This window comes from Niallia sp. Sow4_A1 (assembly GCF_052116745.1).
In the GTDB taxonomy this organism is placed as follows: Bacteria; Bacillota; Bacilli; order Bacillales; family Cytobacillaceae; genus Niallia; species Niallia hominis.
Window position 1 is genome coordinate 1 of record NZ_JBQKKM010000030.1, and the last position, 26271, is coordinate 26271.

A 26271-nucleotide genomic window follows, 5' to 3' on the forward strand; every position below is an offset into this window, starting at 1 on the left:
AGCCAAACCGACAAGGATATCAGCCAAAAAAAGAATATATCAGCCAAACCACCAAGGATATCAGCCAAAAAAAGAATATATCAGCCAAACCGACAAGGATATCAGCCAAAATGGGAATATATCAGCCAAACCGACAAGGATATCAGTCAAAAAAAGAATGTATCAGCCAAACCGACAAGGATATCAGCCAAAAAAAGAATATATCAGCAAACCACCAAGGATATCAGCCAAAAAAAGAATATATCAGCCAAACCACCAAGGATATCAGCCAAAATAGAAATATATCAGCCAAACCAAAGAAAGTGGTGCTAGTTTGTATATTTTTCGAAATAAATCATTTACATATATGTGGATTGGTAATGGCATATCAGAATTAGCAGGAGCTTTTGGAACCTTTTGCAATTCGTTATTAATCTATGAAATAACAGACTCATCTTGGGCATTGGGGAGTATGTGGCTATTATATTTCCTGCCCTCCCTTGCGCTTCAGGTTTTTATTGGACCTTATATTGATCGTTGGAGTAGAAAATGGACCATGATTTTTGCACTTTGGAGCAGGGGACTTGTGTTTGTCATACCCCTTATCGGTGTTATGACAAACACATTAGTCCCATGGCATATTTTTATTGTCCAAATCATTATAGGATTAATAACACCTATTTATTCACCAGCCAATCAAGCGATACTATCCAGTATTGTTTCAAAAAAACAATTGCATACAGCTAATGCATACATAGAAGGAATGGCGAGATTAATGACCTTTACGGCTCCTGTTATGGCAGGGGTGGTCATTGAATATATCGGGGTTAACAGCACTTTATCTTTTATTTGCCTTTCCTTGATTATTAGCGGAAGTCTTTTATTAGGAGTTTCCGAAGAAAGAGAAAAGAGACCGGAGAGAAAAGCATGGGGTACTGAATTTATGGAGGGAATCAGTTACTTTTTTCAGCAAAGGACGATAGTGTGGTTAGGGGTTTTTCTAGCATTTGTCCAATTTGGAGTAGGGGTTACGATGGTAATTAATATCCCATATATCAAAACGGTTCTATACGGAAATAATGCCATGTATGGTTATTTTATGGCGGGATTTCCGTTAGGCTATATGATAGGGACATTATTGGTTGGGAAATTAAAATACGCCTCAAGACGAAGATTGATGCTAGGGGCACTTTTAATTGGAGGGTTGACTTATATTAATCTTGGGATAACTAGCTCGCTCATTTTTGCCATAGCAACAGAATTGATTGCAGGTATCGCGATGGCTTTTTTTAGTATCCATAATATAACGATTTGTCAGCAAACTGTTCCTAATCATCTAATGGGAAAAATTATTTCCGTGCGCTCTTTTATCATTCGTGCAATGATGCCGCTTGGCGTATTAATAAGTGGAGTTCTAAGTGAAGTATGGGGAATCCGACCTTTGTACATTTTAATTGGAACATTAATTGCTATTATTTCCCTACTAGGAATGCTACTACCATATTTTGCGTTTATAGATAACGTGAATACTGAGGAAAAGCTTGCTTCCTAAATTCCGATAAAAAAGACTAGGAAACGCTGATAGTGATTTTCCTAGTCTTTTCCCTTTAATACTTTTTCAACAAAATCGCAGAATTATGACCGCCAAACCCAAAGGAATTGGATAAACCAATAGATAAGGAAGCTTTTCTTGCTCCTTCTGGGACATAGTCTAAATCACAGTCAGAATCTGGAGTTTTTAAATTAATAGTTGGTGGAATAATACCTTCTCGCAAACTCTTAACTAAGGCGATTGCCTCCGCTCCACCCGCGGCACCAAGCATATGACCAAGCATCGATTTGTTCGCGGTTACTGGTATTTTATAAGCTTCCGCTTCAAATAATTTCTTAATAGCTAATGTTTCCGATAAATCGCCTACTGGTGTACTAGTCGCATGAGCACTAATTACATCCACATCAGAAGGGGAGACATTTGCTTTTGCTAATGCATTTTTCATGGCGAGATATGCGCCTCTTCCTTCTGGATGGGTTGCAACCATATGATGAGCGTCAGAGCTCGCTCCATAGCCAATAATTTCAGCTAATATCTTAGCATTTCTCTTAAGGGCATGTTCCAAGTCTTCAACGACCAAGATTGCCGCACCTTCACTCATTACAAATCCATCTCGATTTCTATCAAAAGGTCTGCTTGCTAATGTGGGTTCCTCATTATTAGTAGATAAGGCCCTTGCATTACCAAAGCTAGCTAAGGATAAATTTGTAATAGCTGCTTCCGCTCCACCGGCAAACATCACGTCTGCATCACCATTTCGAATGGTGTGAAAAGCTTCCCCAATCGAGGTATTTCCAATGGAACAAGCTGTTACAGGAGAAAGGGAAGGACCTTGGGCTCCGAATCTAATACTAATTTGTGCCGCAGCAGCGTTTGAAATCATCATCGGCACTAAATTAGGACTTACTCGATTAGGCCCTCGTTGATTTAATGTATTTACATTATCAATAAGGGTGGTTAAACCGCCAATCCCTGAACCTACATAGACACCTAGCCGCTCTTTGTCTACTTTATTTAAGTCTAGCTGAGAGTTAGATAAAGCTTCATCTGCTGCTGCTAATGCAAACTGGCTAAATCGGTCAAGCTTCTTCGCTTCCTTTGTACCCCATCTTTCTTCTGGATGAAAGTCCGTTACAACTCCAGCTATTCTTGTTTTTAATGAAGAGGCATCTAAATGCTCGATCATACTGATTCCAGATATTCCATTTAAAAGGTTCTGCCAATAATCATCTACATTGTTTCCTAACGGTGAAATGATTCCCATTCCAGTGATAACGACTCTTTTCACAAATTTTCCCCCATTCCTTTTTTATTTATTGTATGCTTTTTTTATCCTATTACAAGTTGTAGTTTATACTAGTATAATTAATACTAGGTTAAAAAGGAGAATGTATATGAATAGAGACATCCGATTAGAAGCGCTATCCGATTTTCTAAAAACAAAACGGTCAAAAATACAGCCACAAATGGTTGGACTTCCTGCTGGTAGTAGAAGAAGAACGGCAGGACTTCGTCGCGAGGAAGTAGCACAATTAGCTGGTGTAAGCACTACATGGTATACCTGGCTAGAGCAAGGTAGAGACATTAAAGTATCTATTTCAGTTTTAGACGCTGTTGCAGATGCGCTCCAATTGAGTTTAGATGAGAGAAAATATGTGTACGGATTAGCTTTTGAAGAAGGTGGTTCCTTCTTTCCAAAAGGAGAGGAAGAGGAAATGATTACGCCATCCTTGGAGAAAATTTTAAAAGAGCTTCGTTACTGTCCTTCGATTATTACCGATCGACGCTCCTTTATTGTAGGATGGAATGAAGCTGCTAAACAAGTATTCTTGGATTTTGAAAAAATTCCACTTGAAAAAAGAAATCTAATTGAACTGGTTTTTTCAAGAAAAGAGCTAAGAGCATTAGCTGTTAATTGGGAAGACTTTGTCAAAGGATTTCTCTCTATCTTTCGCACTTATTTAGGGCAGTATATGGCAGATGAGTGGTATGGAGAATTTATTGAAGAGATGAAAAAGAACTATCCGGATTTTAATAAAATGTGGAATGAAAGTGAAGTAAGTTCTGCGCCTGAAGTATTAATTGAATTTCGTCACTCCAAGGCTGGGAAAATGATTTATAATTTAACTTCTTTGCAAGTTCATGGCCGAAATGATTTAAGATGTAGCATTTATACGCCTGTTGATGGGACTGGTACAGAAGAGAAGATTAAGCATTTGATGAAATAGTTTAGAATAATAAAGGGACACAGCAGTGGTTGTGTCCCTAATGTTCCAATCAATTAATAAGCTGTCTAATTCCCTCTACAATAGGAGTTTCCGAACGTCCAAGCAATTTCTCAAAGTCTTCGCTTTCTATTTCTAGGGAACCTTCGCGAATATCCTTTTGAATTGCAACAAGCATAGGAACGACAAAGTCTGGTACGCCAGCTTTAGTCATTATTTCAGCATAAGTTGTGTCATCAACCTGTTGAACGGGTACTTCTTTTCCAATCACTGTGCTAACAGCAGCAGCGATATCTTCCTGAGATAATAGTTTGCCAGACAGCTCATAAATCGTATTCTCATGTCCTTCTCCTGCTAGTACTTCTGCTCCTGCTTCTGCGTAGTCTTGTTGTAAAGCCCAGCCGACTTTTCCCTCTCCAGCAGAGGTAATCCATGGTGCGCCCGCTTGAACACCTTGAATAGTAGAAAGTTCATTTTCAAGGTACCAGTTGTTACGCAAGAAAGAATAGGGGATGCCTGTTTGAAGAATAGCTTCTTCTGTTGCTTTGTGAACTTCAGCAAGGAAATTTGTGCTTTCTTGTGCATTTGCAATACTTGTATATGCGATAAACGAAACACCAGCATTTTTGGCTGCCGCGACTGCGTTACTGTGTTGACGAATTCTTGTTTCCGTGTCTCCATCTGCTGAAATAATCAATAATCGATCAATTCCTTTAAAGGCTGTTTCCAATGTTTCTGGCTTATCGAAATCTCCCTCGCGAACATCTACACCTTTTACACGTAAATCTTCTGCTTTTTCAGGATGACGAACACTGACTGCAAGCTGGTCAGCAGAAACTTTTGATAGTAAAACATTCACGATTTTAGAGCCGAGTTTACCAGTAGCACCTGTTACTAATAGTTTCATTTTATATTTCCTCCCATTCATTTTCTTATTTCATTATAACCAAATGTTTCTGACAAGATGTGTTGTTGTATATTCAATATAGGTATATAGTATATTCATAGTTAGAAAAATAAAAGTAGTTATTTTTTAATGACATAGTCACATAAATAGTACCATGGGAAAGGAGATAGATCAGATGGCTCGTTATTTTGTTCAAAGAACACCTGACTCGAGTGAAGAGGAAGGGTTCTGTCCTGTTACTTATACGCAAAATTTAACAGCGGGAAGATGGAAAATTATTATCTTATGGCATTTAAGTCAAGGAACAAAACGCTTTAATGAACTACAAAGGCTGTTACCAGGCATTTCAAAAGGAATTTTAACAAGACAGCTAAGGGAATTGGAAGCAGATCAAATGGTACATCGAGAAGTATATAAAGAAGTGCCGCCTAAAGTGGAGTATTCTTTAACAGAAAAGGGAGTAAGCTTTATCCCCATTCTTGATTTAATGGGGGAGTGGGGGAAGAAGCATTATAAGGACTAAAGAAAGATGGGGACAATTGATTGTCCCCATAAGCTTTACAATACTTTATTCAAGAAATCTTTCGTACGCTCATTTTGTGGGTTTCCAAAGATCTCTTGTGGTGTACCTTCTTCGACAATGTATCCATTATCCATGAAGATTACACGGTCCGCCACTTCTCTAGCGAAGCCCATCTCATGTGTAACGATAACCATGGTCATTCCTTCTTGTGCCAATTGTTTTATAACATTCAATACTTCTCCGACCATTTCCGGATCTAAGGCACTTGTTGGTTCATCGAATAGCATAATATCAGGATTCATGGCAAGGGCACGTGCGATTGCGACCCTTTGCTTTTGGCCACCAGATAATTTAGCTGGATTTTCGTTCGCCTTTTCTTTCAAACCAACTCGATCTAAAAGTGCTAATGCTTTTTCTTTCGCTTGCTGTGGCGTTGCTTTCTTTAAATCAACTGGTGCTAGCGTGATATTTTCTAATACCGTTAAGTGTGGAAAAAGATTAAAGTGCTGGAACACCATTCCAATATTTTCTCTAATTTTATTTATGTCATTTTTTTTATCGGTTAATTTAAAGTCATTTACTACTACTTCTCCACTTGTTACTTCTTCTAACATATTTAAACAGCGCAGAAGGGTACTTTTACCAGATCCAGAAGGACCGATTAAGCAAACAACTTCGCCTTCTGTTACCTGTAAATCAATTGATTTCAATACTTCGAGACTACCATATGATTTTTTCAGATTCGTCACTTTAAGCTTGGCCATTTTTTATCCTTCTTTCTAATACATTTGATACTTTTGTTAGAATCATAATGACAATAAAGTACATAATGCCGACAATTAGCCACATTTGGAATGATTCTAAGTTTCTTGCAATAATAATTTTTCCGCTTTGTGTCAATTCATTGATACCGATAATCGAAAGAATAGACGTATCTTTCAAGGTGATAACAAACTGGTTAATAAATGCTGGAATCATTAATTGAATCGCCTGTGGAAGGACGACTTTTCTCATTGCTTTTCCATAAGGAAGTCCCAGACTACGTGCAGCTTCCATTTGTCCTTTATCAACCGATTGAATTCCTCCGCGGACAATCTCAGCCATGTAAGCACCAGCATTTAAACTTAGGGTAATAAGACCGGCAGCAACAGCTGAAATACGAAAATCAAGAGCTGCTGGTATTCCAAAATAAATAAAGAATGCTTGAACGATTAATGGTGTTCCTCGGAATATATCGATGTAAATAATAGCGATTGTGTTTAACACTTTATTTTTTGCAATACGTAATAATCCGAAAATAATCCCAAGTACGGTTGCAATTAACAGAGAAATAACGGTTAAGATCAATGTCATTTTTAAACCAGATAGCAAGCTTGGGAAACTTTCTTTCAATAGACCGAAAAAGCCGCTTCCTTCTTCCACATCTGAGCCAGTTTCTAAGTATTTATCTAATATTCTTTGATATTCACCTGACGCCTTTAAATTAGCCAAACCAGTGTTAAACATCTCAAGAAGCTCTGTGTTTTGTCCTTTTGAGACAGCAAAACCATATGATGCTCCTGCTTCTTTATCTGTGACAATTTTTAATCCATTTCCTTGCTTGATTCCATATGCTAATACAGGATAATCATCAAATACAGCAACGGAATTTCCTGTTCTTACTTCTTCGTACATATTAGCAGAATCGTCAAAAGTCACGATTGAAAATCCGTATTCGTCTTTGATGCTCTCTGCAAAGCTAGCACCTTCTGTTCCTGTTTTCACAGCAACTTTTTGACCTTTTAAATCTTCATAAGAGGAGATGGTCTCATTATCACTATCAACCGCCATAATGATACCTGAATCAAAATAAGGATCAGAGAAATCAAACTTCTTTTGTCTTTCCTCTGTAATACTCATTCCGGCAATAACAGCATCTACTTGGTTTGATTCAAGCGCTTGAACAGCAGCGTTAAATCCAAGTGGCTTCATTTCATATTGGAAGCCTTGGTCTTTTGCAATAGCAGCGATTAAGTCCATATCAATTCCAACGAAATCACCATTTACATCCTGAAATTCAAATGGTGCAAATGTAATATCTGTTGCAATCTGATATACTTTCTCCTTTGCTTCTGCTTTTGTTATGGGAGAAATAATACTCAATATAGTTAAGATAACTACAAAGAATAAAATAAATTTAGACATTCTCTTTTGCTTCATTCGTGTAACTCCTTTTCGCATTATTCTTGATGTTGATAAGTTTTGGATATCTTATGTTAGATTATCTAACAAAAACATAATTAAAATAATACTAAACAATCGTGATATTGTACAGATAGGAATATAAAGTGAAATTTTTCCATATTTTTTGTCAGAAATGGATTACATTACAGAAAGTATGTTATACTACAGTTACTTACAACGAAAGGGATGATGGGTGAACGATGAAGAACTAATCTTATTTTTCAACAATTTGAATGAAAAAATTTCAAATTAACCAAAAATAGGATTAGTCTGCCCATTTTCATATAACGCTTTTCTGTGTATATCTCTAATGGTATGCGCACAATTAGTGGTCGATATGCACGGTTTTTTTGTATATGATCATGATTGGGAACGAGCGGATAATTAGGTACGGCTAATCCTTCCAAGGAAAATTGGGAGGATTTTTTTCTCCCTTCATAGAAAGGGTTTGATCGGATGACAGAACTATTTAAATTAGTGAATATCAGTTATGAAGTGTTGGATGCAACCATTTTTGAAAAAATAAATGCAAGTGTACGGCAGGGAGAGGTTATTGGGATTATTGGCAAGAATGGTGCAGGCAAATCAACATTATTGCAATTAATAAATCAAGATATAGCTCCTACAAATGGGCATTTGAAGTGGATAAAGGAAAATTTGGTTATTAGAATGGTTGAGCAAGAAACAGAAAACTATGACCTAGCGGAAGAAAATTCAACTGAAATGAAGCTGTTGGAAAAATGGCAAGTGCCAACAAATGATTTTCAGAATATGAGCGGTGGGGAAAAGTTAAAAGCTCGGCTTGCTAGAGGTTTTGCTGTTGAAGCAGACATACTGCTTTTAGATGAACCAACCAATCATTTAGATGAGCGAAGTATGAAACTCCTTCAACAGCAAATCAAAAAATATAAGGGTACCATTCTCCTTGTCTCTCATGATCGTTATTTTCTAGATAGTGTAACCACAAAGATTTGGTCTATTGAAAGTAGGAAGCTTATTGAACATAAAGGAAACTATTCCAGTTATATGGAAGCGCGCGAACAGAAAAGGTTAACCCAGCAGAGGGAATATGATAAACAACAAAAGAAGATTAAACAAGTCGAAGGACAAATGAAAGAGATTACCTCTTGGGCGCAAAAGGCACATGCGCAATCAACCAAACAAGAGTTTCCAAAGGAATATTATCGGGCAAAGGCGAAACGAATGGATGCTCAAGTGAAATCGAAGCAAAAACGATTGGAAAAGGAACTGGAAAGAAATAAAGTGGAGCGTGTAGAAGAAGAGTATACGGTATCTTTTTCGATTGAAGCGAATAAAAAGAAAGGAAAACGCTTTTTGGAGATTAAGGATTTATCGAAGAAATTTGGCTCTCGCGTTTTGTTTGAAAAAGGGAATATTACGATTCAATATGGCGAGAAGGTTGCTATTATAGGTCCGAATGGAAGCGGGAAGACAACCTTATTAAACATTATTTTAGGAAAAGAAAAAGCAGACGGGGAAGCCTGGATTTCTCCTACGGCCAATATGGGGTATTTAACACAGGAAGTATTTGATCTCCCTTTAGAGGAAACACCAGAACAGCTATTTTTTACTGAGACGTTTGCTGCAAGGGGAAAAGTACAAACGTTAATGAAACATCTAGGGTTTATGCCGTCCCAATGGAAGGAACCGATAAAAAATATGAGCATGGGGGAACGGGTAAAGTGTAAGTTAATGGCATATATTTTAGAAGAAAAAGACGTGCTTATTCTGGATGAACCAACGAACCATCTTGACTTGCCATCCCGTGAACAATTAGAAGAAACGTTATCGCAATATAATGGGACTCTTCTAATCGTTTCCCATGACCGCTATTTTTTGGAGAAAACAACAACAAGCAAAATAGTTTTAGCAGAAGGATTCTTAAAGAGGCAATGGACAGAATCGGAGAAGCAGGAAAGGGACAATAAAGAGGAACTGCGTTTAAAGCTAGAAACAGAAAGACAAGAAGTTCTAGGAAAATTAAGCTTTATGACACCAAAGGATAAAAAATATGCAGAATTAGATAGAAAGTTTCTGGATTTGACGAAGCGAATGAAGGAGTTGGAGTAGTGGGACGTGGGGCCGGGTTCCTTGTCCCACTCAATTTACAAAATAATAAATTGCTGTAGCTATTGCTAATGACACAATCCCAATCAAACCAACTACTATGGAAATCTTTGTGTTTAATGCGCGATCTTCTTTTGTTTCTGTGAAATAATGGTTTCTATGTTGCCGTCCATCGGGCCATGCGCCTACCATAGTTACAGCGATAAAAATCGCGATAATCCCAATGACTAAAAAAAATGTAAACATAGTTATTCCTCCTTTTCCAATGAAGCACCTTTTTCTTTTGTAAAATATACGTTTTGTCCTCCCTAAAAGTTACAGAAATATAAGATTATTTGTGTTTTAATAAAAAGAAAGAGGAGGAATAGGCATGAGAGTACCTGTTAAGCTACAAAAGGGGGATGAAATTAGAGTAATCGCTCCTAGTCGAAGTGCAAAAATTTTATCGGAAGAGGGAATTGTGCAAGCAAAGAAAAGATTAGAGGATTTTGGATTTGTTGTTACGTTTGGTAAGTATATTTTTGAATCCGACTTACAGTTTTCCACGACAATAGAACATCGAATAGAAGATATTCATGATGCTTTTCGGGATAAAAAGGTGAAAGGGATTTTAACTGTAATTGGTGGATTTAACAGTAATGAGCTATTGCCTTATTTGGATTATGAATTAATAAAAAACAATCCAAAGATACTTTGTGGGTATAGTGATATTACTGCTTTAGCAACAGCCATCACAACAAAGGCTGATTTTATTACATATTCAGGACCGCACTTTTCTAGCTTTCAAATGGATAAGTTACAGGAATACCAAACGGAATATTTCCAGAAATGCTTGATGGAATCACAGAAATTTATGGTTGAGCCTTCTGATGTATGGACAGATGATGCATGGTATTTGGATCAAGAAAATCGTAACTATGAACCTGGTGGCTGGGAAGTATACCAAGAGGGTAGGGCAAAAGGGCAAGTGTTTGGCGGTAATCTATGTACCTTAAATTTACTGCAGGGAACAGAATATATGCCAAATCTGAAAGACAGCCTTCTGTTTGTAGAAGATGATGAATTAACCATTCCAGAAACGTTTGCAAGAGACTTAACTTCTTTATTACAGACTGCTGGCTCCATAAAAGCGCTAGTAATTGGGAGATTTCAAAAAGCTTCTAAGATGTCAGAGGAGCAGCTTCTATTTATTCTGGATAAACATCCTCTTTTGAAAAAAATCCCTGTTCTCTATAATGTTGATTTTGGACATATTCAACCATTCTTTACTTTTCCAATTGGAGGAGAAGTAGAGATTGATACGATGACACATGGAATAAAGATGACTACTTTTTAAACAATCCAGAGGAGGAATCGACTTGGAGCTTAAAGAAAAAATAAAAAATCTGCCAACATCTCCAGGGGTGTATTTGATGAAAGACTCCTCTGGTCACATCATTTATGTTGGCAAATCAAAAAAATTAAAAAATAGAGTTTCTTCCTATTTCCAGCATTCGAAAAATCGGTTTGGCAAATGGGAGAAGCTTGTAAAGCATATAAAGGATTTCGACTTTATCCTAACAGATACGGAATTTGAGGCATTGATGCTGGAATGTAAGTTAATAAAGGAAATTCAACCTATGTACAATAGAATGATGAAAACAACAAAGGCTTATAACTACATCGTTTTTCGATGGCAGAAGGGAAACTGTCATATGGAGATCGCCAATGAGTTAGATAAGGACGATGTTCATTATTACTTTGGTCCCTTCACTAGTAAAGGAACAGTAGAAAATGTGATAAATGGAATAAAAGCATTTTATAAAATAAATTGCTCCCAAGAGAAGTGGAGTCAAAGTCCGTGCTTGAATTATTCCATCGGAAAGTGTATGGGGATTTGTTTTGATCCAATAGCCAAAGAAGCTCACCAACAAATTATTCATCGGCTTATCGCTTTATTTAATAAAAAGGATAATGGTGTACTAGAAGAGATGTCCACAAAAATGATTGAAGCCTCCAGTAATGTTGAGTTTGAGAAGGCAGCAGAAATTAGAGATACGATTACGAAAATAAATACGATTTTGCAAACAGAATCAGTAGTAAGTTTTATGGTGGATAATCATCTAATAATGGCAGTAGAATCCTTAGCTGACTATCGAATAAAGCTTTTTCTTATTAGACGAAATAAAATTATTTATCAACAAATATATGAAGTCAATCAGGTAGATATTCAAGAAGTGAAGAGAAGGATAGAATCCCTTTCTGTACCCAACCAACATATCAGTGCTTTGGGAAAAGAGGAAATAGATGAAGCATATATTATTTATAAATATTTAAACAGCGACAATTGTACGTATACTGTTATAGAGGATGATCGAGTAAGTAGCACTGAATGTGATTATTTGGAAGATGTTCTTAGGAGAATCCTTCCGATTCCTATCCAAAATTAGAGGAGAAAATAAATATGCTGTCAAAAGAGCAAATTGCAGAAATAAAATCACTTAAAGAAATTTGTGAGCAAGAGGAAGGATATGAGTTAAAGCTTAACTTCGATATGCTAGAAAACCGAAATGGAGAAAATAAAGAGGACTTTTTCCATAATGAAGACGGCAAACTAGTTGGATTTTTAGGAAGTTACTATTTTGGAAGAAAAGTAGAGTTTTGTGGCATGGTTCATCCACAGTATCGAAGAAAAGGGATTTTTACAGCATTACTGGCGGAAGGTCTAGAGGAGGCAAGAAGGAGAGGGGCGACGAGCATATTATTGAATGCTCCTGCTACATCCCAGAGTGCGAAAGCATTTTTAGAGAAAATTCCTTGTTCCTATACCTTTTCGGAGCATCAAATGAAATGGCAGAAGGCAAACATAATCGAGGACACAGCGATTAAGTTAAGACCCTATGATTATGTTCATGACAAAGAAGTAGAAATCCAGCTTGATGTCCGAGGATTTGGAATGGTGGAAGAGGATGTCAGAGCATATGTAGAAACAATAAGGGAACTGGATGATGATCACCGTATGATTATTGAGGTGGATGGAAAAATAGCAGGGAAAATCAGAGTTTCTGAAATGAATGGAGAAGCATGGATTTATGGTTTTGTGGTATTTCCAGAGTTCCGCGGGCAAGGAATTGGCAGAAGGGCATTATCGAAAGTAGTAAAACAAGAAGAGCAAAAAGGCTTGCCGATTTTTTTAGAAGTAGAAGCAAAAAATGCCCGAGCCCTCAAACTTTACGAGTCTTGTGGATTTCGAAGCTATCATTCTCAGGATTATTACGAAATTAAGTAACTGTCAAAAAAAGTAGGTAACCTAGAAAATAGGTTACCTACTTAGCATGTTAGGTTAAAGGAAGGGTAGTAATACAAGTGTTATCATCTTTAAAAGTAGCAAATTCGGTCTTAGCTGTCTTGCCATTATAAGAGATAGTCATTTTAAAATCCTTGTTGCGAGGAAGCCATACATCGATAAAACCATTTGCTTGGGATGTTATCTGTTCATCCACATAAACCTTTCCCTCTTGATCTTCAATATATACAGCAAATTCCTTATTAGCCAATTCTCCGCGGCAACCTGCTAGATTATGGATTGCGCAAGGGTGTGTATCAATTAAGTAAGGAGCAAATGATACGAAAAATTCATCTTTAGGCAACTGATAGATAAGTTCCTCGTTTTCAGGCGTGCTTACTGTTAGTGTATCGGAGCTAATCGAAGCAGAAACGGCTGATTTTTTGCCAGTACTATAATCATGGACGAGTTGTTTAACATCTCCACTTTCCATTTTTTCATAGCGATTGATTTGATTGATTAATAAATAGATAGTTATGGCAAATACTATTGTAATGAATATTGGGATGATAAGTTTATTTTTTTTCATCTTAATCGCATTCTCCCTTTTTTGTTTGATTGCTTATTTATTAAGATATCAAACTAAACCGCAAAAAAGAGGAAAGAGAAATGGAGATTTTGTGAATTTTTCAAATTAAATAGGAAGTGATATTTTTGCTAGTTATGTAAGAAAATGTGAAAAAAGTCCTTCCTATCTCTTGTGCATCTGACTATTTTCCTATAAAATTTGTAATAGAAGCTAGAAAAAGGAAAAAATGTAATGCAATAGTTCATTAAATATATTAAGGTGTTAAAGGCAAATTCATCGAAAGGTGAAGACGCAAAGCTATAGGGACTAAGATCTTGGAGATTAAGTCAGCCAGTTACCGATTTATCTTTATAAACGGAAGGCTAATCGGAAGAAGATTAGTTTTTTTCTGTATTTAGATCGTTGTAATATGCCGATGATAGTCTCACAAATTTAAGGTGAGGATGAAGATGGGGATTTTCTATTTTTTTAGCGGGATAATATTTGGTATTTTCTTTTGGAAGGTAAATGCCAAACGAAAACATAATAGCTGGAAAGTGAAAATGGAAAGGGAAGATATTATGTTTCGCTTAGTGGAAAGCTCGAAGGATATTGTTTACAGATATGAAGTAAGACCGCAAATGAGACATTCGTATATTAGTCCATCCACCGATTATATTTTAGGAGAGGGAATGGTTAAGGAATTCTATCGAAATCCCCATGCTCCTTTAGAATTAATCCATCCAGATGATTATCATATTATGTACAAAAAACTCATTGGAAAGATAGATTATAGTGAGCCATTGATCCAACGTATGAGATGTGTAGACGGTAATTATAAGTGGTTTGAGGAATATGCCACCCCTATTTATGAACTAGGGAATCTAGTAGCTATACATGGAATTATTCGCAATATTGATGAGAAAGTGCGACTGCGACAAAATTTAGAGTATCAACTGATTCATGATGCACTGACAGAGGTACATAATCGATTTTATTTTGAACAAAAGATGGAAGAATTTGATACAAAAATAGATGAGGCAATCGCTATTATTTTATGTGATTTAGACGAACTAAAGCAGGTAAATGATAAATATGGGCATAAACAAGGTGACGATCTAATCAAAGAAGCTGGAAAAATACTAAACACTTTTTCTTCCCCGTATATAACGGTCTCAAGGATCGGTGGGGACGAGTTTGTCCTACTAATACAAGGAATGGGAAAGGAAGAAATAGAAGAGTTGTACAAACGTATGTCCATGGAATTAAGCGGCGATGAGGAAAGGGATACGGATACTACTGTAAAAATGTCTATAGGCTATGGATTTGTTTCAAGCTCTCTTGGAAAAATGACTGCGTTATTTACAGAAGCAGATGATAATATGTACCAAAATAAAATGAAGAAAAAGAAAAATACCATACCTTACGGAAATAGAGTGATTGTAAAGTAACTGGTTGGATAGTTAGTATATTGGTTGAAAGAACTGCCTTCATTAATCGAATGAAGGCTATTTTTTTAACCACTATAAAAGATGAAGTGCTCCACTTTTGAAATATCCTTACCCTCAAGCATTGGCTAAGCCAAATAAAGTCTTTTAACCACCCCTATATTAAAAAAATACAGATGATATTAAAAGAGTACTATTGTTAACGCTTACAAAATAGCGGTTTTTCTCATACAATTTTAACTGTAAAGAAAGGAAAGAACCAAATTCAAAGGGGGAAAAATCAATGAAAAGATGGAAATCCATTTCCTTATTACTTGTAGTAGTGCTAATTGCTGCTCTGATGGGAGCTTGCAGTAACAGCACAGGTGGAAGCAGCAATAAAATTAGTGTGGGAATTGTCTTGCCAACGAAAGATGAGCCACGCTGGGTACAGGATGAACAGCGTTTTAAAGATGCTTTAAAAGACTCTGAATATACGACTGAAATTTTATTCAGCCAAGGTTCTTCTGCGAAGGAAAAAGAAAATGTGGAAACGTTAATTAATAAAGGAATTGAAGTACTTATTATAACTCCACAAGATGGAGCGGCAGCAGCGGCAGCTGTTGAGGCTGCTAAAAAAGAGGGCATTAAAGTTATTTCATACGACCGTTTGGTTACAGATACTGATGCAGTTGATTACTATGTAACTTTTGATAGTGTGGCAGTTGGTGCTGCACAAGGGCAATATTTGATTGAGCATTCAGAAGGAAAGGATGTCCCTTTGTATCTATATGCAGGAGCTGCATCAGATAACAATGCCTTTTTATTCTTTGAGGGAGCATGGAATGTACTTCAACCAAAAATTGCGGATGGAACATTCAAAATTGCTAACTCAAGTGAAGCAGAAAAGTTAAAAGATAAGCAAGAGCTTAGTCGTGATGAAATGAGTAAAATCTTAGGCCAGGTTACAACAAACTGGGATCCAAACGAAGCGAAAAATAAAGCACAAACTCATTTAACAGCGGTAGGAACAGACATGAAGGGCGATGTTGCTGTCTTAGCGCCTAATGATGGAACTGCCCGCGCAATTGCTGATGTTTTCGCTTCTGATGGAGATATTTCTAGTTATACCGTGACAGGACAAGATGCAGAAAAGGCATCTATTCAATATGTGATTGATGGAAAGCAATCCATGACCGTATTTAAAGATGTTCGTACCTTAGTAACGGACGCAATGGGGATTGCTGTTGATATCTTAGATGGAAAATCACCAGAAACTACAGGTTCTTATGATAATGGAGCGATTGAAGTAAGTGCGAAGCAAACAAATGTCATTGTTGTAGATCAAGATAATGTCCAAACAGAATTAATTGACTCAGGCTATTATGAAGCAAGTGAATTTACAGGATTAAAGTAATTTTATAGAAGGGACTTCCAAAAAAAATGTTCGACCTCCATTGGCTATATCGATTGCTTTTGGTGATTGATATATCAAGGGAGGTCGGCCCTTTCATCCATTCCCTTGTCAGCTTTTAAAGGAGGAAGAAAATGAGTGAATATATTCTTGAAATGAATGGGATCACAAAAGAATTTACAGGAGTTAAGGCGTTAAGCAATGTGAATTTCAAGGTTAATAAAGGAGAGATTCATTGTTTAATAGGAGAAAATGGAGCTGGTAAATCGACTTTGATGAAAGTGTTGAGTGGAGTCCATCCATATGGAACGTATGAGGGGGATATTGTCTTTGAAGATGAAATTCAACAGTTTCATAAAATTAGTGACAGTGTGAAAACAGGGATTGTCATTATTTATCAAGAGCTTGCTTTATTTCCTGATTTATCAGTGTATGAAAATATTTTCGCTGGCAATGAAGTGAAGCAAGGTGGAGTAATCAATTGGAACCAAACGATTGTAGAGTCAAAGAAATTACTAGAAAAAGTAAAACTGGATGTTGCTCCAGACACACTTGTAAAAGATTTAAGTGTCGGGAAAAGACAGCTAATTGAAATTGCTAAGGCATTAAGTAAAGATGTAAAGCTTCTTATCTTAGATGAACCGACAGCTGCATTAAATGAGGATGATAGTGAAAATCTTCTTCGCTTGTTAAAGGAACTAAAGCATCAGGGGATTACTTGTATTATGATTTCCCACAAGCTAAAGGAAGTTATCTCGATAGCAGATAAAGCGACTGTCCTTCGAGATGGCCAAACGATTTGTACCCTAGAAGCTGCTAAAGGAGAAATTACAGAGAATTTTATTATTAAAAACATGGTTGGTCGAGAAATTGAGGATATTTATCCAAAACGAAATAAGAAAGAAAAAGGAACCCCTATTTTAGAGCTGAAAAATTGGAGTGCCTTTGATCCTCAATTAGGGAGAGATGTGGTAAAGAATATTAATCTCCATGTGAAAAAAGGGGAAATAGTTGGGATAGCAGGCTTAATGGGGTCAGGACGAACGGAGCTTGCATTAAGTATATTTGGAAATGCAAAATCGTATAAGATTCAGGGTCAAATGTATTTGAATGGGGAACCGCAAAAATTTAAACATACGAGTGATGCTATTCAAGCGGGAATAGCGTATGTAACAGAAGATCGTAAAGGAGACGGATTATTCTTGCTGCAAGATATTAAGAGTAATATCTCCGCTGCAAATTTGAAAGGAATTGCGCAAAAAGGAGTCATTAATGAAAATGAGGAAATTAAGGTTGCTGACTCCTATAAAAAGTCGCTTCATATAAAAGCTTCATCACTTGAACAGTTCGCAGGTAATTTAAGTGGAGGAAATCAGCAGAAAGTCTCACTTGGAAAGTGGCTCTTTGTTGCCCCAAAACTATTAATCTTAGATGAACCAACCCGTGGCATTGATGTTGGTGCTAAATTTGAAATTTATACTGTTATGAATAAGCTGATTGAAGAAGGATTAAGCATCATCATGATTTCTTCTGAGCTAGGAGAGGTGCTTGGCATGAGCGACCGAGTGTATGTCATGGCGCAAACAGAATTAAAAGGTGAATTGTCTATAGAAGAAGCGAATCAAGAAAACATTATGCAGCTGGCAACACAATAGGGAGGGTGGAAGGATTATGTATCAAGAAGCAAAAGCACTTATTCGAGCGAATATTCGTGATTATGGAATGTATATCGCTTTGTTTGTTATTATTCTTACGTTTACGATTATGACAGACGAACTATTTATCTCTTCGCGAAATATAAGTAATTTACTAGACTCAGCAGGATATATAGCCGTGCTTGCAGTTGCGATGACATTGATTATAGTTATTCGTCATATCGATTTATCTGTTGGATATGTTGCGGGATTTCTCGGGGCGATTGCCGCAATCCTACTGACACAGGCAGGCGTATCTGTATATATTTCCATCCCCATCATTCTCATTCTAGGAATTGTAGTAGGATTATTTAATGGGCTGTTAGTAGCACAAGTAGGCATACCATCCTTTGTGGCTACTTTAGCAGGAATGCTGATTTTTCGGGGTGCTTTATTGCAAGTAACGGAAAAAACAGGAACTATTATTATTCAAAATGATGCATTTAATGCAATTGGCAATGGATATATTCCATCCATGTTTGAAGTAAATGGACTGCATTTTTTATCCTTATTGGTAGGGTTAATAGGGATTCTGCTCTATATTTATAGCGAAATAACAAATAGAAGGAAAAAATTAAACTATCAATTCGATGTATTGTCTAAACCGATGTTTATTTTAAAATTAGCATTTGTTTCAATCATTATTGCTTATATTACATGGATTCTTGCTGGGTATAATGGATTTTCTTGGACCGTTATTGTAATGCTTGCAGTTGTTTTTGTGTATCATTTCTTGACTACGAAAACAGTACTTGGAAGACATATTTATGCAGTCGGAAGCAATCCAGAAGCTGCTCACCTTAGTGGGATTAATGTCAAAAAAATTACTTATATTGTTTTTGGATCCATGGGAATGATGGCAGCATTATCCGGTATTTTATTCACGGCTCGTCTTCAATCAGCAACCACAACAGCCGGTACTCTATTCGAATTAGATGCCATCGCTGCTGCCTATGTAGGGGGAGTTTCAGCTGCTGGAGGAGTTGGAAAAGTAACAGGTGCTATTATTGGTGCAATCGTTATGGCATCACTTTCAAGTGGGATGAACTTACTAGGTGTTGGAATATCTTATCAATATATGATTAGAGGCGGAGTTTTAGCAGGTGCGGTTATATTTGATGTAATGACGAGAAAGTCAAAATAAACTAGAAGGAGAGACAGCGGTCTCTCCTATTTTCCGCTTTTTCACTAGGACAAGCCTATGCCACGTTTTTCACTAATCCCTTTTTTGCTGTTATTTCCCACTAGATAAATGACATTACTTTTCCCAGAAAAGATAACTATTGAACAATTTACAAAGGATGCTATGATGAGTTTGTGGGATACAATTAATGGAAGGAGACTGATCTTTTGCGAAAAACAATTATGGTTATATTTTTAACGGTCATCCTAATTCTTTGTTATTTTACATTTGATGCAGCAAAAAATGTTTTTCGTGCGGATTGGCAATTCCCCTCTGATGATAGGATGAACAATCAAGATCAGCAGCGTCTTGTCTTAATCACTCAGGAAAGGGATACTCCTTTTTGGGATAAAGTAGCAAAGGGTGCGAAGAAGCAGGCGGAAATTGAAGAAGTTAGTCTTGAAGTTTGGGGGAGCTATAGCCATAATCAGGAAGATTTTCTGAAAAACGTCGAAATAGCGATTCAATCGAAAGTAGATGGAATTATTGTTCAGGGGTTAGATACGGATGAGTTTAAGAATTTGACAAAAATAAAAGCCTCCTTTTATGGAGTTCCTATCATTACTGTTGCCAATGATGTTCCGATAGCTGACAGTTTGCGAAGAACTTATGTAGGGTCCGATCAATTTTCAGCTGGAAAAATGATTGCAGAGCAACTAGTAAGGGATATGGGATCAAAGGGGAAGGTTGTTCTCATGCTTGAATCCCAGGAGGAATATTTTCAAAAACAACGATTGAAAGGCATAGAGGAGATACTTAAACAATATAAAGATATTAATGTTGTGTATGCAAAAACAATTGATACAACGAAAGAGCAAGTAGTTGTGACAACACAGGATATTTTAAATAAGGAACCTGATACGAATGCGTTCATTGCTATTAATGCAAATGTTTTGGGAACTTTGGTTAAAGAAATTAGTAAGCGTTACCAAATAGATCCTTATTATATATATTCCTTTGATGATGGACCGGAATCCATCTCCCTATTAGAAGAGGGAACCTTAGATGCCATGGTAGAGCAAACTCCTGAAGCAATGGGAGAACAGAGTGTCCAGTTAATGATGGAATGGCTGAACGGTGAAAAAGTTCCGTTAGATAAAAATGGCTATCTTACAGATATAAAGATACAAAAGGCGGAAAATACAAATGAATAGTATTCAGAAAAAAATTCTTCTGCTCACAACCATTGTCTTGATTATCATGTCTGTTATATGGATTGCGCTTACTTACTATAATCACAAGACGCAACAACAGTATAATGAGATTTTGCAGCGTTATTTAAAACTAAACGAAGTTACCACTAGTAGCCAGAATGTCATTACTGATATAAATAACTACATGATAAAACCATCTGAAGAAAATATGTCTCAGCTTAACCAAAGTAAGAAGAGAATGGAAGAAGCAAAGCAAGGTGTTATTACACTAAGAAATGAAGAAAACAATTTTACCTTAACAAACTATGTTCATTTAATGGATAGTTTTATTGAAACAACCAATCGACTTCTGCTATTTTTATCAGAAAATGACAGTGAAGCGGCAGCTCAGGAATTTTCTGAAGTAACAAGCATATCAACATATATTTCAGAGATGTCTTTATCTTTAGTAGATACAGAGCTAAAGACCTATGACCGTTTTTATAGAGGTATTATTAAACAGTCAGGTGAAGTAATGAAATTAGGAATCTTCCTTTTATTATTAATCATGTGTGTATTGTTTTTGGTAACATATTGGTTTTCTCTAACTATTACTAGACCAATATTTAAGCTAACCCAGGCAGCAAACGAATTGTCTAAGGGCCGATTTGATTTGCAGGTGAAAGTAGAAACAAAAGATGAGATTGCCTTTCTAGCGAGAACCTTTGATCGAATGAGAAAGAACATTAATATGCTAATTTCAGAAATAAAACATAAGGCACAGTTAGAGCATGAATTACAGCAGAGCAAAATATTACTGCAAGAAAGTCAATTTAAAAGTTTACAGAGTCAAATCAGTCCCCATTTTCTGTTTAACACCTTAAATACGATATCTAAAAAGGCTTATTTAGAAGGTTCAGAAGAAACAAGTGATTTATTAGTTAGTGTAGCAGGAATTCTGCGCTACAATTTAAAGCAATTAGATCGGTCGGTGACACTGCGAGAGGAAATAATGGTGGTAAGGCAATATATGGATATACAAAAAGCAAGATTCACAGATAGATTACGATTTTTTATGGAGATAGATGAATGCTGTCTAGATTGGAAAATTCCGTCGTTAACTTTACAGCCAATTATTGAAAATGCAGTTATTCATGCAGTGGAACCAAATGAGGATGGTGGAACAATTTGGGCAAGAGTAATCGATGAGAGGGATACAGTCCTAATCGAAATTGAAGATGATGGGATTGGAATACATAAGGATAAAATAAACCTATTACTTACAGAGGATTCACAGCTAGTTGAAAATAAATCAAAAGGCATTGGAATAGGATTTAGCAATGTAGTAAAAAGATTACGACTGTTTTACGGCGAGGAAGATGTCATAACGATTAAGAGTGAGATTGGCTCAGGAACTAAGGTGATCATTCAAATTAAAAAATAGGGTGTGGGATGATGATAAAACTCCTCATTGTAGATGATGAACAAATAGAGAGAGATGGAATGGAGGCAATCATAAAAAAAGGTTTTCCTGATACAAAGATAATGCAAGCGAAAAATGGAAAAATGGCAATCGAATTAGCGGAAACATTTCGACCTGATTTAATACTAATGGATATTAAAATGCCTGGCATCAATGGCTTGGAAGCAATGGAAAGGATTATCGCAAGCAATTCAATGGTTCGTTTTATTATGGTCACTGCTTTTGATACGTTTGAATATATGCGTCAATCCATAAAGCTAGGAGTGAAGGATTATATTCTTAAACCGAGTAGAGCAAGTGAAATTATTACAACGGTCGGAAAGGTTTTTCAGCAGATTAAAGAGGAACATAGAGCAACTATCGTCAGAAAATATCAAGAGGAAGCATTTTTGAAAGCGTTATCTCTAGTGGAGACTGATGTAGTAACACAATTATTATTCGATCATGTCCACGAAGTGCATGTTGATATGCTTGTAGAAATGTTAGAGACGCCATCTACACAGGAAATGTTTGTCATGCTAGTGCTAATGCCAACAGGGGGAGAGTCTCTTTATTCGGTCATAAAAGAGAAAATTAGAGAAACGAAAAGCTGCTGGGTAGGTGCCCTTTATGGTAGTCATCTTCCTATCATTGTGTTTAGAGACGAAAAAGTTTCTTATCGTTCACAGGCAACTTCTCTAGCTCAACAAGTGCTTTCCATTGTTAAACGTACGAAGAAAGCGGATTGTTTTATTGGAATAGGGAATGTTTCGGATTCCTTAGAGAAGGTTCGCCAGTCGTACCATGAAGCTCTATTTGCGACGATGGATATTTCCTTACCAACAAAATATCGTTTTTATTCAGAAGAAGCAGCATCTTCAAGTGATGCGATGAGTGGAAGATTAATAGAGCACCGGAAAAAGGAATTTGCTGACCAAATTCGAATGGGGCAATGGGAGAATGTACGAAAATATATTTTATATGTTCTGCAGCACTATGAAAGAGAAGCGGCAGACGTATTGCATACACAGCAACGAATATTAGAAATTCTTTGGATTATATCGCGAGTGATGGAAGAAATGGGAATGGAGACAGATCCCCCTTTATATGCATATAAGCCTTTAAACTATCGAGAATTGCAAGTAGAAACAACGAGATTACTCGATGAAATGGTTCATTCTTTTAGACAAAGAACAGAACGATTGGAAGCAGATGCGATTCATCAGTTGAAGCAATATATTCTTTCCCACTCTCAAGAAGATATATCCTTAGATTCATTGGCTAGGAAAGTCGGTCTTAGTCCTATTTATATAAGCAAGATTTTTAAAGAAAAGCAAGGGGTTAACTATATTGATTTCTTAACAGAATGTCGAATTGAAAAGGCAAAGGAATTAATAAGAGATACGGATAAAAGTATAAAAGAAATTACCTTCGAAGTTGGCTACCATGATCCCAACTATTTTAGTAAAGTCTTTAAAAAGCTGTGCAATATGTCACCAAAGGAATATCGGAAGTTATTATTAGCGAATAAGACATCCTAGATACTTCTTTGATTAACAAGACCATTAGAAGAAAGAGCTAAAGTGATTAAAATAGGAGAGAGTTGGATGAGACGGATAGGAAAACAAACATTGTTCATTCTGTTACTATGCTTAACAGGTATTTTTGCTGGCTGTTATAAGGAACAAGGAAAACAGGAAGGGTATTTGCCGTCTAAGGCTACTTCCAAAACAATAGAAGCAAAAGAAGAGACTAAAAAGCTTAAAATAGGATTTTCAATGGATACCCTGAAAGAAGACAGATGGCAAAGAGACAGAGATTTATTTAAAGAAGCAGTGGAAGAACTAGGTGCAGAAGTAGAAAGCGTTGCTGCGAATGGTGATGACGCTTTGCAAATTCTACAGGCAGAGACGTTAATAAGCAAAGGGGTCGATTTATTAGTCGTAGTCCCACATAATGCAGAAGCAATGGCAACTATTGTGAACAAAGCTCATTCGTCTGGAATAAAGGTTCTCTCGTATGATCGATTAATAAAAAATGCCGAAGTCGATTTATATATTTCCTTTGATAATGAAATGGTTGGAACATTGCAGGCGGAAGCAATTACAAAATTAGTGCCAAAAGGGAAGTATGTATACATTGGAGGAGCAGATACGGATAATAATGCCCATCTTATTAAAAGAGGCGTATTTCAAGTTTTACAACCTTTTATAGATAGAGGTGATATTACCGTAGTGTATGATCAATGGTCAAAAAACTGGAATCCAGAATATGCATACAGTAACATGGAAGAGGCTTTAAAAGCAAATGACAATAAAATAGATGCTGTTATCGCGGCAAATGACGCAACTGCTGGAAGTGCCATTAAAGCACTTAAAAAATATGGACTCGAAGGGAAAATTCCTGTTGCTGGACAAGATGGCGATCTTCCAGCAGCACAACGGATAATCCAAGGAACTCAAACGATGACTGTATATAAGCCAATTAAAGCATTAGCTGAAGAAGTAGCTCAAATTGCTGTTCGGATGGCAAATGGAGAAATGATCCCTGTGGAGAATAAGGTGAATAATGGGAAAATAGAGGTTCCGACTATCTTGCTTTCACCAGTTGCTGTAACAAAAGAAAATATGGAAGAAACAATCATAAAAGATGATTTTCATTCAAAAGAAGAAGTGTATAACAAATAAACGATTTCGTACCTATTTAGAGGTTATTGCATGTTCCATATGAAGAAGAGGGTATAATAGAAAATATCCAAATAACGATTGGAAGGGAGCTAATATGAGTAATAGTGAAATGAAAATAAATGCTGGCTGGAATTTTGATAACAGCTATGCTCGTCTTCCAGGTGTTTTTTATTCTGAAATGACGTTAAATCCAGTCAGTTCGCCAAGCTTGGTGAAGCTAAATTACGATTTGGCAAAGACATTAGGATTAAATACGGAACAATTGCAAAGCCCAGAGGTGATACAAGTATTAAGTGGTAATGAGATTCCGGAAGGAGGCTTTCCTCTTGCACAAGCGTATGCAGGGCATCAATTCGGCCATCCAACGATGCTTGGAGATGGAAGGGCAATGTTGATTGGTGAGCATATTACGCCGACAGGTGATAGAGTTGATGTTCAATTAAAAGGTTCTGGCCGCACTCCGTATTCTCGCGGAGGAGATGGGCGAGCTGCTCTTAAGCCAATGCTGAGAGAGTATATTATAAGTGAAGCAATGCATGGACTTGGTATTCCAACAACAAGAAGTCTTGCAGTCTTGGCAACTGGAGAAAAGATTGTTCGTGAAACAGATTTGCCAGGAGCAATTTTAACGAGAGTTGCAGCAAGCCATCTGCGCGTAGGGACCTTTCAATATGCAGCTTCCCTTGATTCGAAGAAGGAACTAAAAGCCCTTGCAGATTATGCGATTGACCGCCACTTTCCAACGATTGAGAAAGATGGAAATCACTATTTAGCAATGTTTAAAGAGGTGATTAAACGTCAAGCTATCTTAATTGCAAAGTGGCAGTTGGTAGGATTCATCCATGGTGTTATGAATACGGATAATATGACAATCAGCGGAGAGACGATTGACTATGGTCCTTGTGCATTTATGGATACCTTCCATCTAGAGACGGTGTTTAGTTCCATCGATGTCCAAGGGCGTTATGCATATGGAAATCAGCCGAAAATCGCTGGCTGGAACCTGGCGAGGTTTGCGGAAGCCTTGTTGCCATTACTGCATGATAATGTGGAAAAAGCAGTGGAACTAGCCCAAAATGAATTATATGCATTTAATACGTATTATCAAGAGCATTGGCTTGATGGCATGAGAGGAAAGCTAGGATTACAAGCCAAAGAAGAAGAACAAGATGCAGAACTAAGTGAGAAGCTCCTTGGCATCATGCAAAATAATCGAGCTGACTTTACCGATACTTTCCGCTTTTTAGCATTAGGTGAAGTAGATAAATTGGAGCTAAGTAAAAATCAAGCATTTATTGATTGGCACAAGGCTTGGAAGGAAAGAATAGAGAGCCAAGAAGGTGGGGAAGTAGGCGCACGTAAAAAAATGAAAAAGCATAATCCAGTCGTCATTCCTCGTAACCACCTTGTAGAAGCAGCTCTTGATGCTGCAGAAGACGGGGATTTAAGTGTAATGGAAGAATTATTGCAAATGCTTTCTAATCCATATGCTTATACAAAAGAACAAATAGAATACGGCATAGCCCCACAGCAAGTAAATCCAACGTATAAAACCTATTGTGGGACGTGATAAAGATAGTTACAGAAAAAGGAACTGTCCAAAGAGTTCCTAAAAAAGAAATCGAGAATAAAGTTCGTCAGTAAGTGTTGAAAAGAACTTTGATGGCAGCTTATTTGTTATGTTAACTGCTAGGACCTTGTTTAATTAAAGCGACACAAAGAGAAACACTCTCTGAGCCCGAACAGAAGAAAAAAGCCGTCAATGATAACAGAGAATCGCTCTCTGTGCCCCAACACAAAAAAAACAACAGCCAAAGGTAACAGAGAAGGCACCTCAAAGTCCATATAATCAAAACGAACAAGAAGATTGGCCGAACATTGTTTGATAAGCTGAAACTGATATAATGCCTCGCCCGATAATGCTATGATATCAACATTATC

At 36.8% G+C, this 26271-nt stretch carries 23 protein-coding genes and 1 riboswitch; of the genes, 17 read left to right on the plus strand and 6 right to left on the minus strand.

Features of this window, described 5'->3' with window-relative positions; all coding sequences use genetic code 11:
• Both ACTQ5K_RS16100 and ACTQ5K_RS16105 read left to right on the plus strand, forming a co-directional pair.
• On the plus strand, positions 1-377 hold a 377-nt coding region (locus tag ACTQ5K_RS16100; RefSeq protein ID WP_441994072.1), incomplete at its 5' end, for a hypothetical protein.
• Positions 347-1531, plus strand: a complete 1185-nt coding sequence (locus ACTQ5K_RS16105) for an MFS transporter (RefSeq protein ID WP_048719354.1) — start codon at positions 347-349, stop codon at positions 1529-1531. The genes ACTQ5K_RS16100 and ACTQ5K_RS16105, both read left to right, overlap by 31 nt.
• 55 nt (positions 1532-1586) lie before the next feature.
• Here the strand turns inward: ACTQ5K_RS16105 and fabF are convergent, their stop codons facing one another.
• On the minus strand, positions 1587-2819 hold the full coding sequence (fabF, locus tag ACTQ5K_RS16110; protein WP_048719327.1) for a beta-ketoacyl-ACP synthase II: 1233 nt from the start codon (positions 2817-2819) through the stop codon (positions 1587-1589).
• Between the two features lie 106 nt (positions 2820-2925).
• On the opposite strand from fabF, the gene ACTQ5K_RS16115 reads away from it, so the two are divergent.
• The gene (locus ACTQ5K_RS16115; RefSeq protein WP_031536056.1) at positions 2926-3759 is read left to right on the plus strand and encodes a helix-turn-helix transcriptional regulator; all 834 of its coding nucleotides are present in this window, start codon (positions 2926-2928) and stop codon (positions 3757-3759) included.
• Between the two features lie 49 nt (positions 3760-3808).
• Here the strand turns inward: ACTQ5K_RS16115 and ACTQ5K_RS16120 are convergent, their stop codons facing one another.
• Positions 3809-4663, minus strand: coding sequence for an SDR family oxidoreductase (locus tag ACTQ5K_RS16120; RefSeq protein WP_441994073.1), 855 nt, complete (start codon positions 4661-4663; stop codon positions 3809-3811).
• A 175-nt stretch (positions 4664-4838) separates the two neighbouring features.
• On the opposite strand from ACTQ5K_RS16120, the gene ACTQ5K_RS16125 reads away from it, so the two are divergent.
• Positions 4839-5186, plus strand: a complete 348-nt coding sequence (locus ACTQ5K_RS16125; protein WP_031536065.1) for a winged helix-turn-helix transcriptional regulator — start codon at positions 4839-4841, stop codon at positions 5184-5186.
• A 35-nt stretch (positions 5187-5221) separates the two neighbouring features.
• On the opposite strand, the gene ACTQ5K_RS16130 is transcribed toward ACTQ5K_RS16125, so the two are convergent.
• Positions 5222-5950 carry an amino acid ABC transporter ATP-binding protein gene (locus tag ACTQ5K_RS16130; protein ID WP_031536067.1) on the minus strand — a complete coding sequence of 243 codons (729 nt, stop codon included), beginning with the start codon at positions 5948-5950 and terminating at the stop codon, positions 5222-5224.
• A complete protein-coding gene (locus tag ACTQ5K_RS16135; protein WP_235250788.1) occupies positions 5937-7385 on the minus strand; it encodes an amino acid ABC transporter substrate-binding protein/permease in 1449 nt (482 codons plus the stop codon). Before ACTQ5K_RS16135 ends, ACTQ5K_RS16130 begins: the two co-directional genes overlap by 14 nt.
• A gap of 480 nt (positions 7386-7865) precedes the next feature.
• On the opposite strand from ACTQ5K_RS16135, the gene abc-f reads away from it, so the two are divergent.
• Complete coding sequence (gene abc-f / locus ACTQ5K_RS16140; protein WP_031536071.1) at positions 7866-9500, plus strand: ribosomal protection-like ABC-F family protein; 1635 nt, start codon at positions 7866-7868, stop codon at positions 9498-9500.
• Between the two features lie 30 nt (positions 9501-9530).
• Here the strand turns inward: abc-f and ACTQ5K_RS16145 are convergent, their stop codons facing one another.
• Positions 9531-9743, minus strand: coding sequence for a DUF5316 family protein (locus ACTQ5K_RS16145; RefSeq protein WP_031536072.1), 213 nt, complete (start codon positions 9741-9743; stop codon positions 9531-9533).
• Positions 9744-9867: 124 nt separating this feature from the next.
• Between ACTQ5K_RS16145 and ACTQ5K_RS16150 the strand changes: the two genes are divergently transcribed.
• The 3 genes from ACTQ5K_RS16150 to ACTQ5K_RS16160 are packed head-to-tail and all read left to right on the plus strand — an operon-like array spanning position 9868 to position 12765.
• Entirely contained in the window at positions 9868-10833 is a 966-nt protein-coding gene (locus ACTQ5K_RS16150) for a S66 family peptidase (protein ID WP_031536074.1), read from the plus strand.
• 22 nt (positions 10834-10855) lie between these two features.
• Positions 10856-11926, plus strand: coding sequence for a UvrB/UvrC motif-containing protein (locus tag ACTQ5K_RS16155; RefSeq protein WP_441994074.1), 1071 nt, complete (start codon positions 10856-10858; stop codon positions 11924-11926).
• Positions 11927-11940: 14 nt separating this feature from the next.
• A complete protein-coding gene (locus tag ACTQ5K_RS16160; RefSeq protein ID WP_031536078.1) occupies positions 11941-12765 on the plus strand; it encodes a GNAT family N-acetyltransferase in 825 nt (274 codons plus the stop codon).
• A 49-nt stretch (positions 12766-12814) separates the two neighbouring features.
• Here the strand turns inward: ACTQ5K_RS16160 and ACTQ5K_RS16165 are convergent, their stop codons facing one another.
• Complete coding sequence (locus ACTQ5K_RS16165) at positions 12815-13351, minus strand: CueP family metal-binding protein (RefSeq protein WP_235250784.1); 537 nt, start codon at positions 13349-13351, stop codon at positions 12815-12817.
• Between the two features lie 256 nt (positions 13352-13607).
• Positions 13608-13693: riboswitch (cyclic di-GMP riboswitch) on the plus strand.
• A gap of 107 nt (positions 13694-13800) precedes the next feature.
• Between ACTQ5K_RS16165 and ACTQ5K_RS16170 the strand changes: the two genes are divergently transcribed.
• From ACTQ5K_RS16170 to ACTQ5K_RS16210, 9 genes are all read left to right on the plus strand, one after another.
• Positions 13801-14781: a sensor domain-containing diguanylate cyclase gene (locus tag ACTQ5K_RS16170; protein ID WP_235250782.1), complete on the plus strand. Its 981-nt coding sequence runs from the start codon at positions 13801-13803 to the stop codon at positions 14779-14781.
• A gap of 280 nt (positions 14782-15061) precedes the next feature.
• Positions 15062-16174 (plus strand): sugar ABC transporter substrate-binding protein, encoded by a 1113-nt coding sequence (locus tag ACTQ5K_RS16175; protein ID WP_235250780.1) that lies wholly within the window; start codon positions 15062-15064, stop codon positions 16172-16174.
• Positions 16175-16305: 131 nt separating this feature from the next.
• On the plus strand, positions 16306-17826 hold the full coding sequence (locus ACTQ5K_RS16180; RefSeq protein ID WP_031536087.1) for a sugar ABC transporter ATP-binding protein: 1521 nt from the start codon (positions 16306-16308) through the stop codon (positions 17824-17826).
• Between the two features lie 16 nt (positions 17827-17842).
• Positions 17843-19009 (plus strand): sugar ABC transporter permease, encoded by a 1167-nt coding sequence (locus ACTQ5K_RS16185; RefSeq protein WP_441994075.1) that lies wholly within the window; start codon positions 17843-17845, stop codon positions 19007-19009.
• A gap of 206 nt (positions 19010-19215) precedes the next feature.
• On the plus strand, positions 19216-20202 hold the full coding sequence (locus ACTQ5K_RS16190; protein WP_235250778.1) for a sugar ABC transporter substrate-binding protein: 987 nt from the start codon (positions 19216-19218) through the stop codon (positions 20200-20202).
• A complete protein-coding gene (locus ACTQ5K_RS16195) occupies positions 20195-21625 on the plus strand; it encodes a sensor histidine kinase (RefSeq protein WP_441994077.1) in 1431 nt (476 codons plus the stop codon). The genes ACTQ5K_RS16190 and ACTQ5K_RS16195 overlap by 8 nt, the downstream gene beginning before the upstream one ends.
• A gap of 11 nt (positions 21626-21636) precedes the next feature.
• On the plus strand, positions 21637-23184 hold the full coding sequence (locus tag ACTQ5K_RS16200; RefSeq protein WP_441994084.1) for a response regulator: 1548 nt from the start codon (positions 21637-21639) through the stop codon (positions 23182-23184).
• A 66-nt stretch (positions 23185-23250) separates the two neighbouring features.
• Complete coding sequence (gene xylF, locus ACTQ5K_RS16205; RefSeq protein WP_349204831.1) at positions 23251-24330, plus strand: D-xylose ABC transporter substrate-binding protein; 1080 nt, start codon at positions 23251-23253, stop codon at positions 24328-24330.
• A 94-nt stretch (positions 24331-24424) separates the two neighbouring features.
• On the plus strand, positions 24425-25900 hold the full coding sequence (locus ACTQ5K_RS16210; RefSeq protein ID WP_349204832.1) for a protein adenylyltransferase SelO: 1476 nt from the start codon (positions 24425-24427) through the stop codon (positions 25898-25900).
• Positions 25901-26271: the final 371 nt, after the last annotated feature.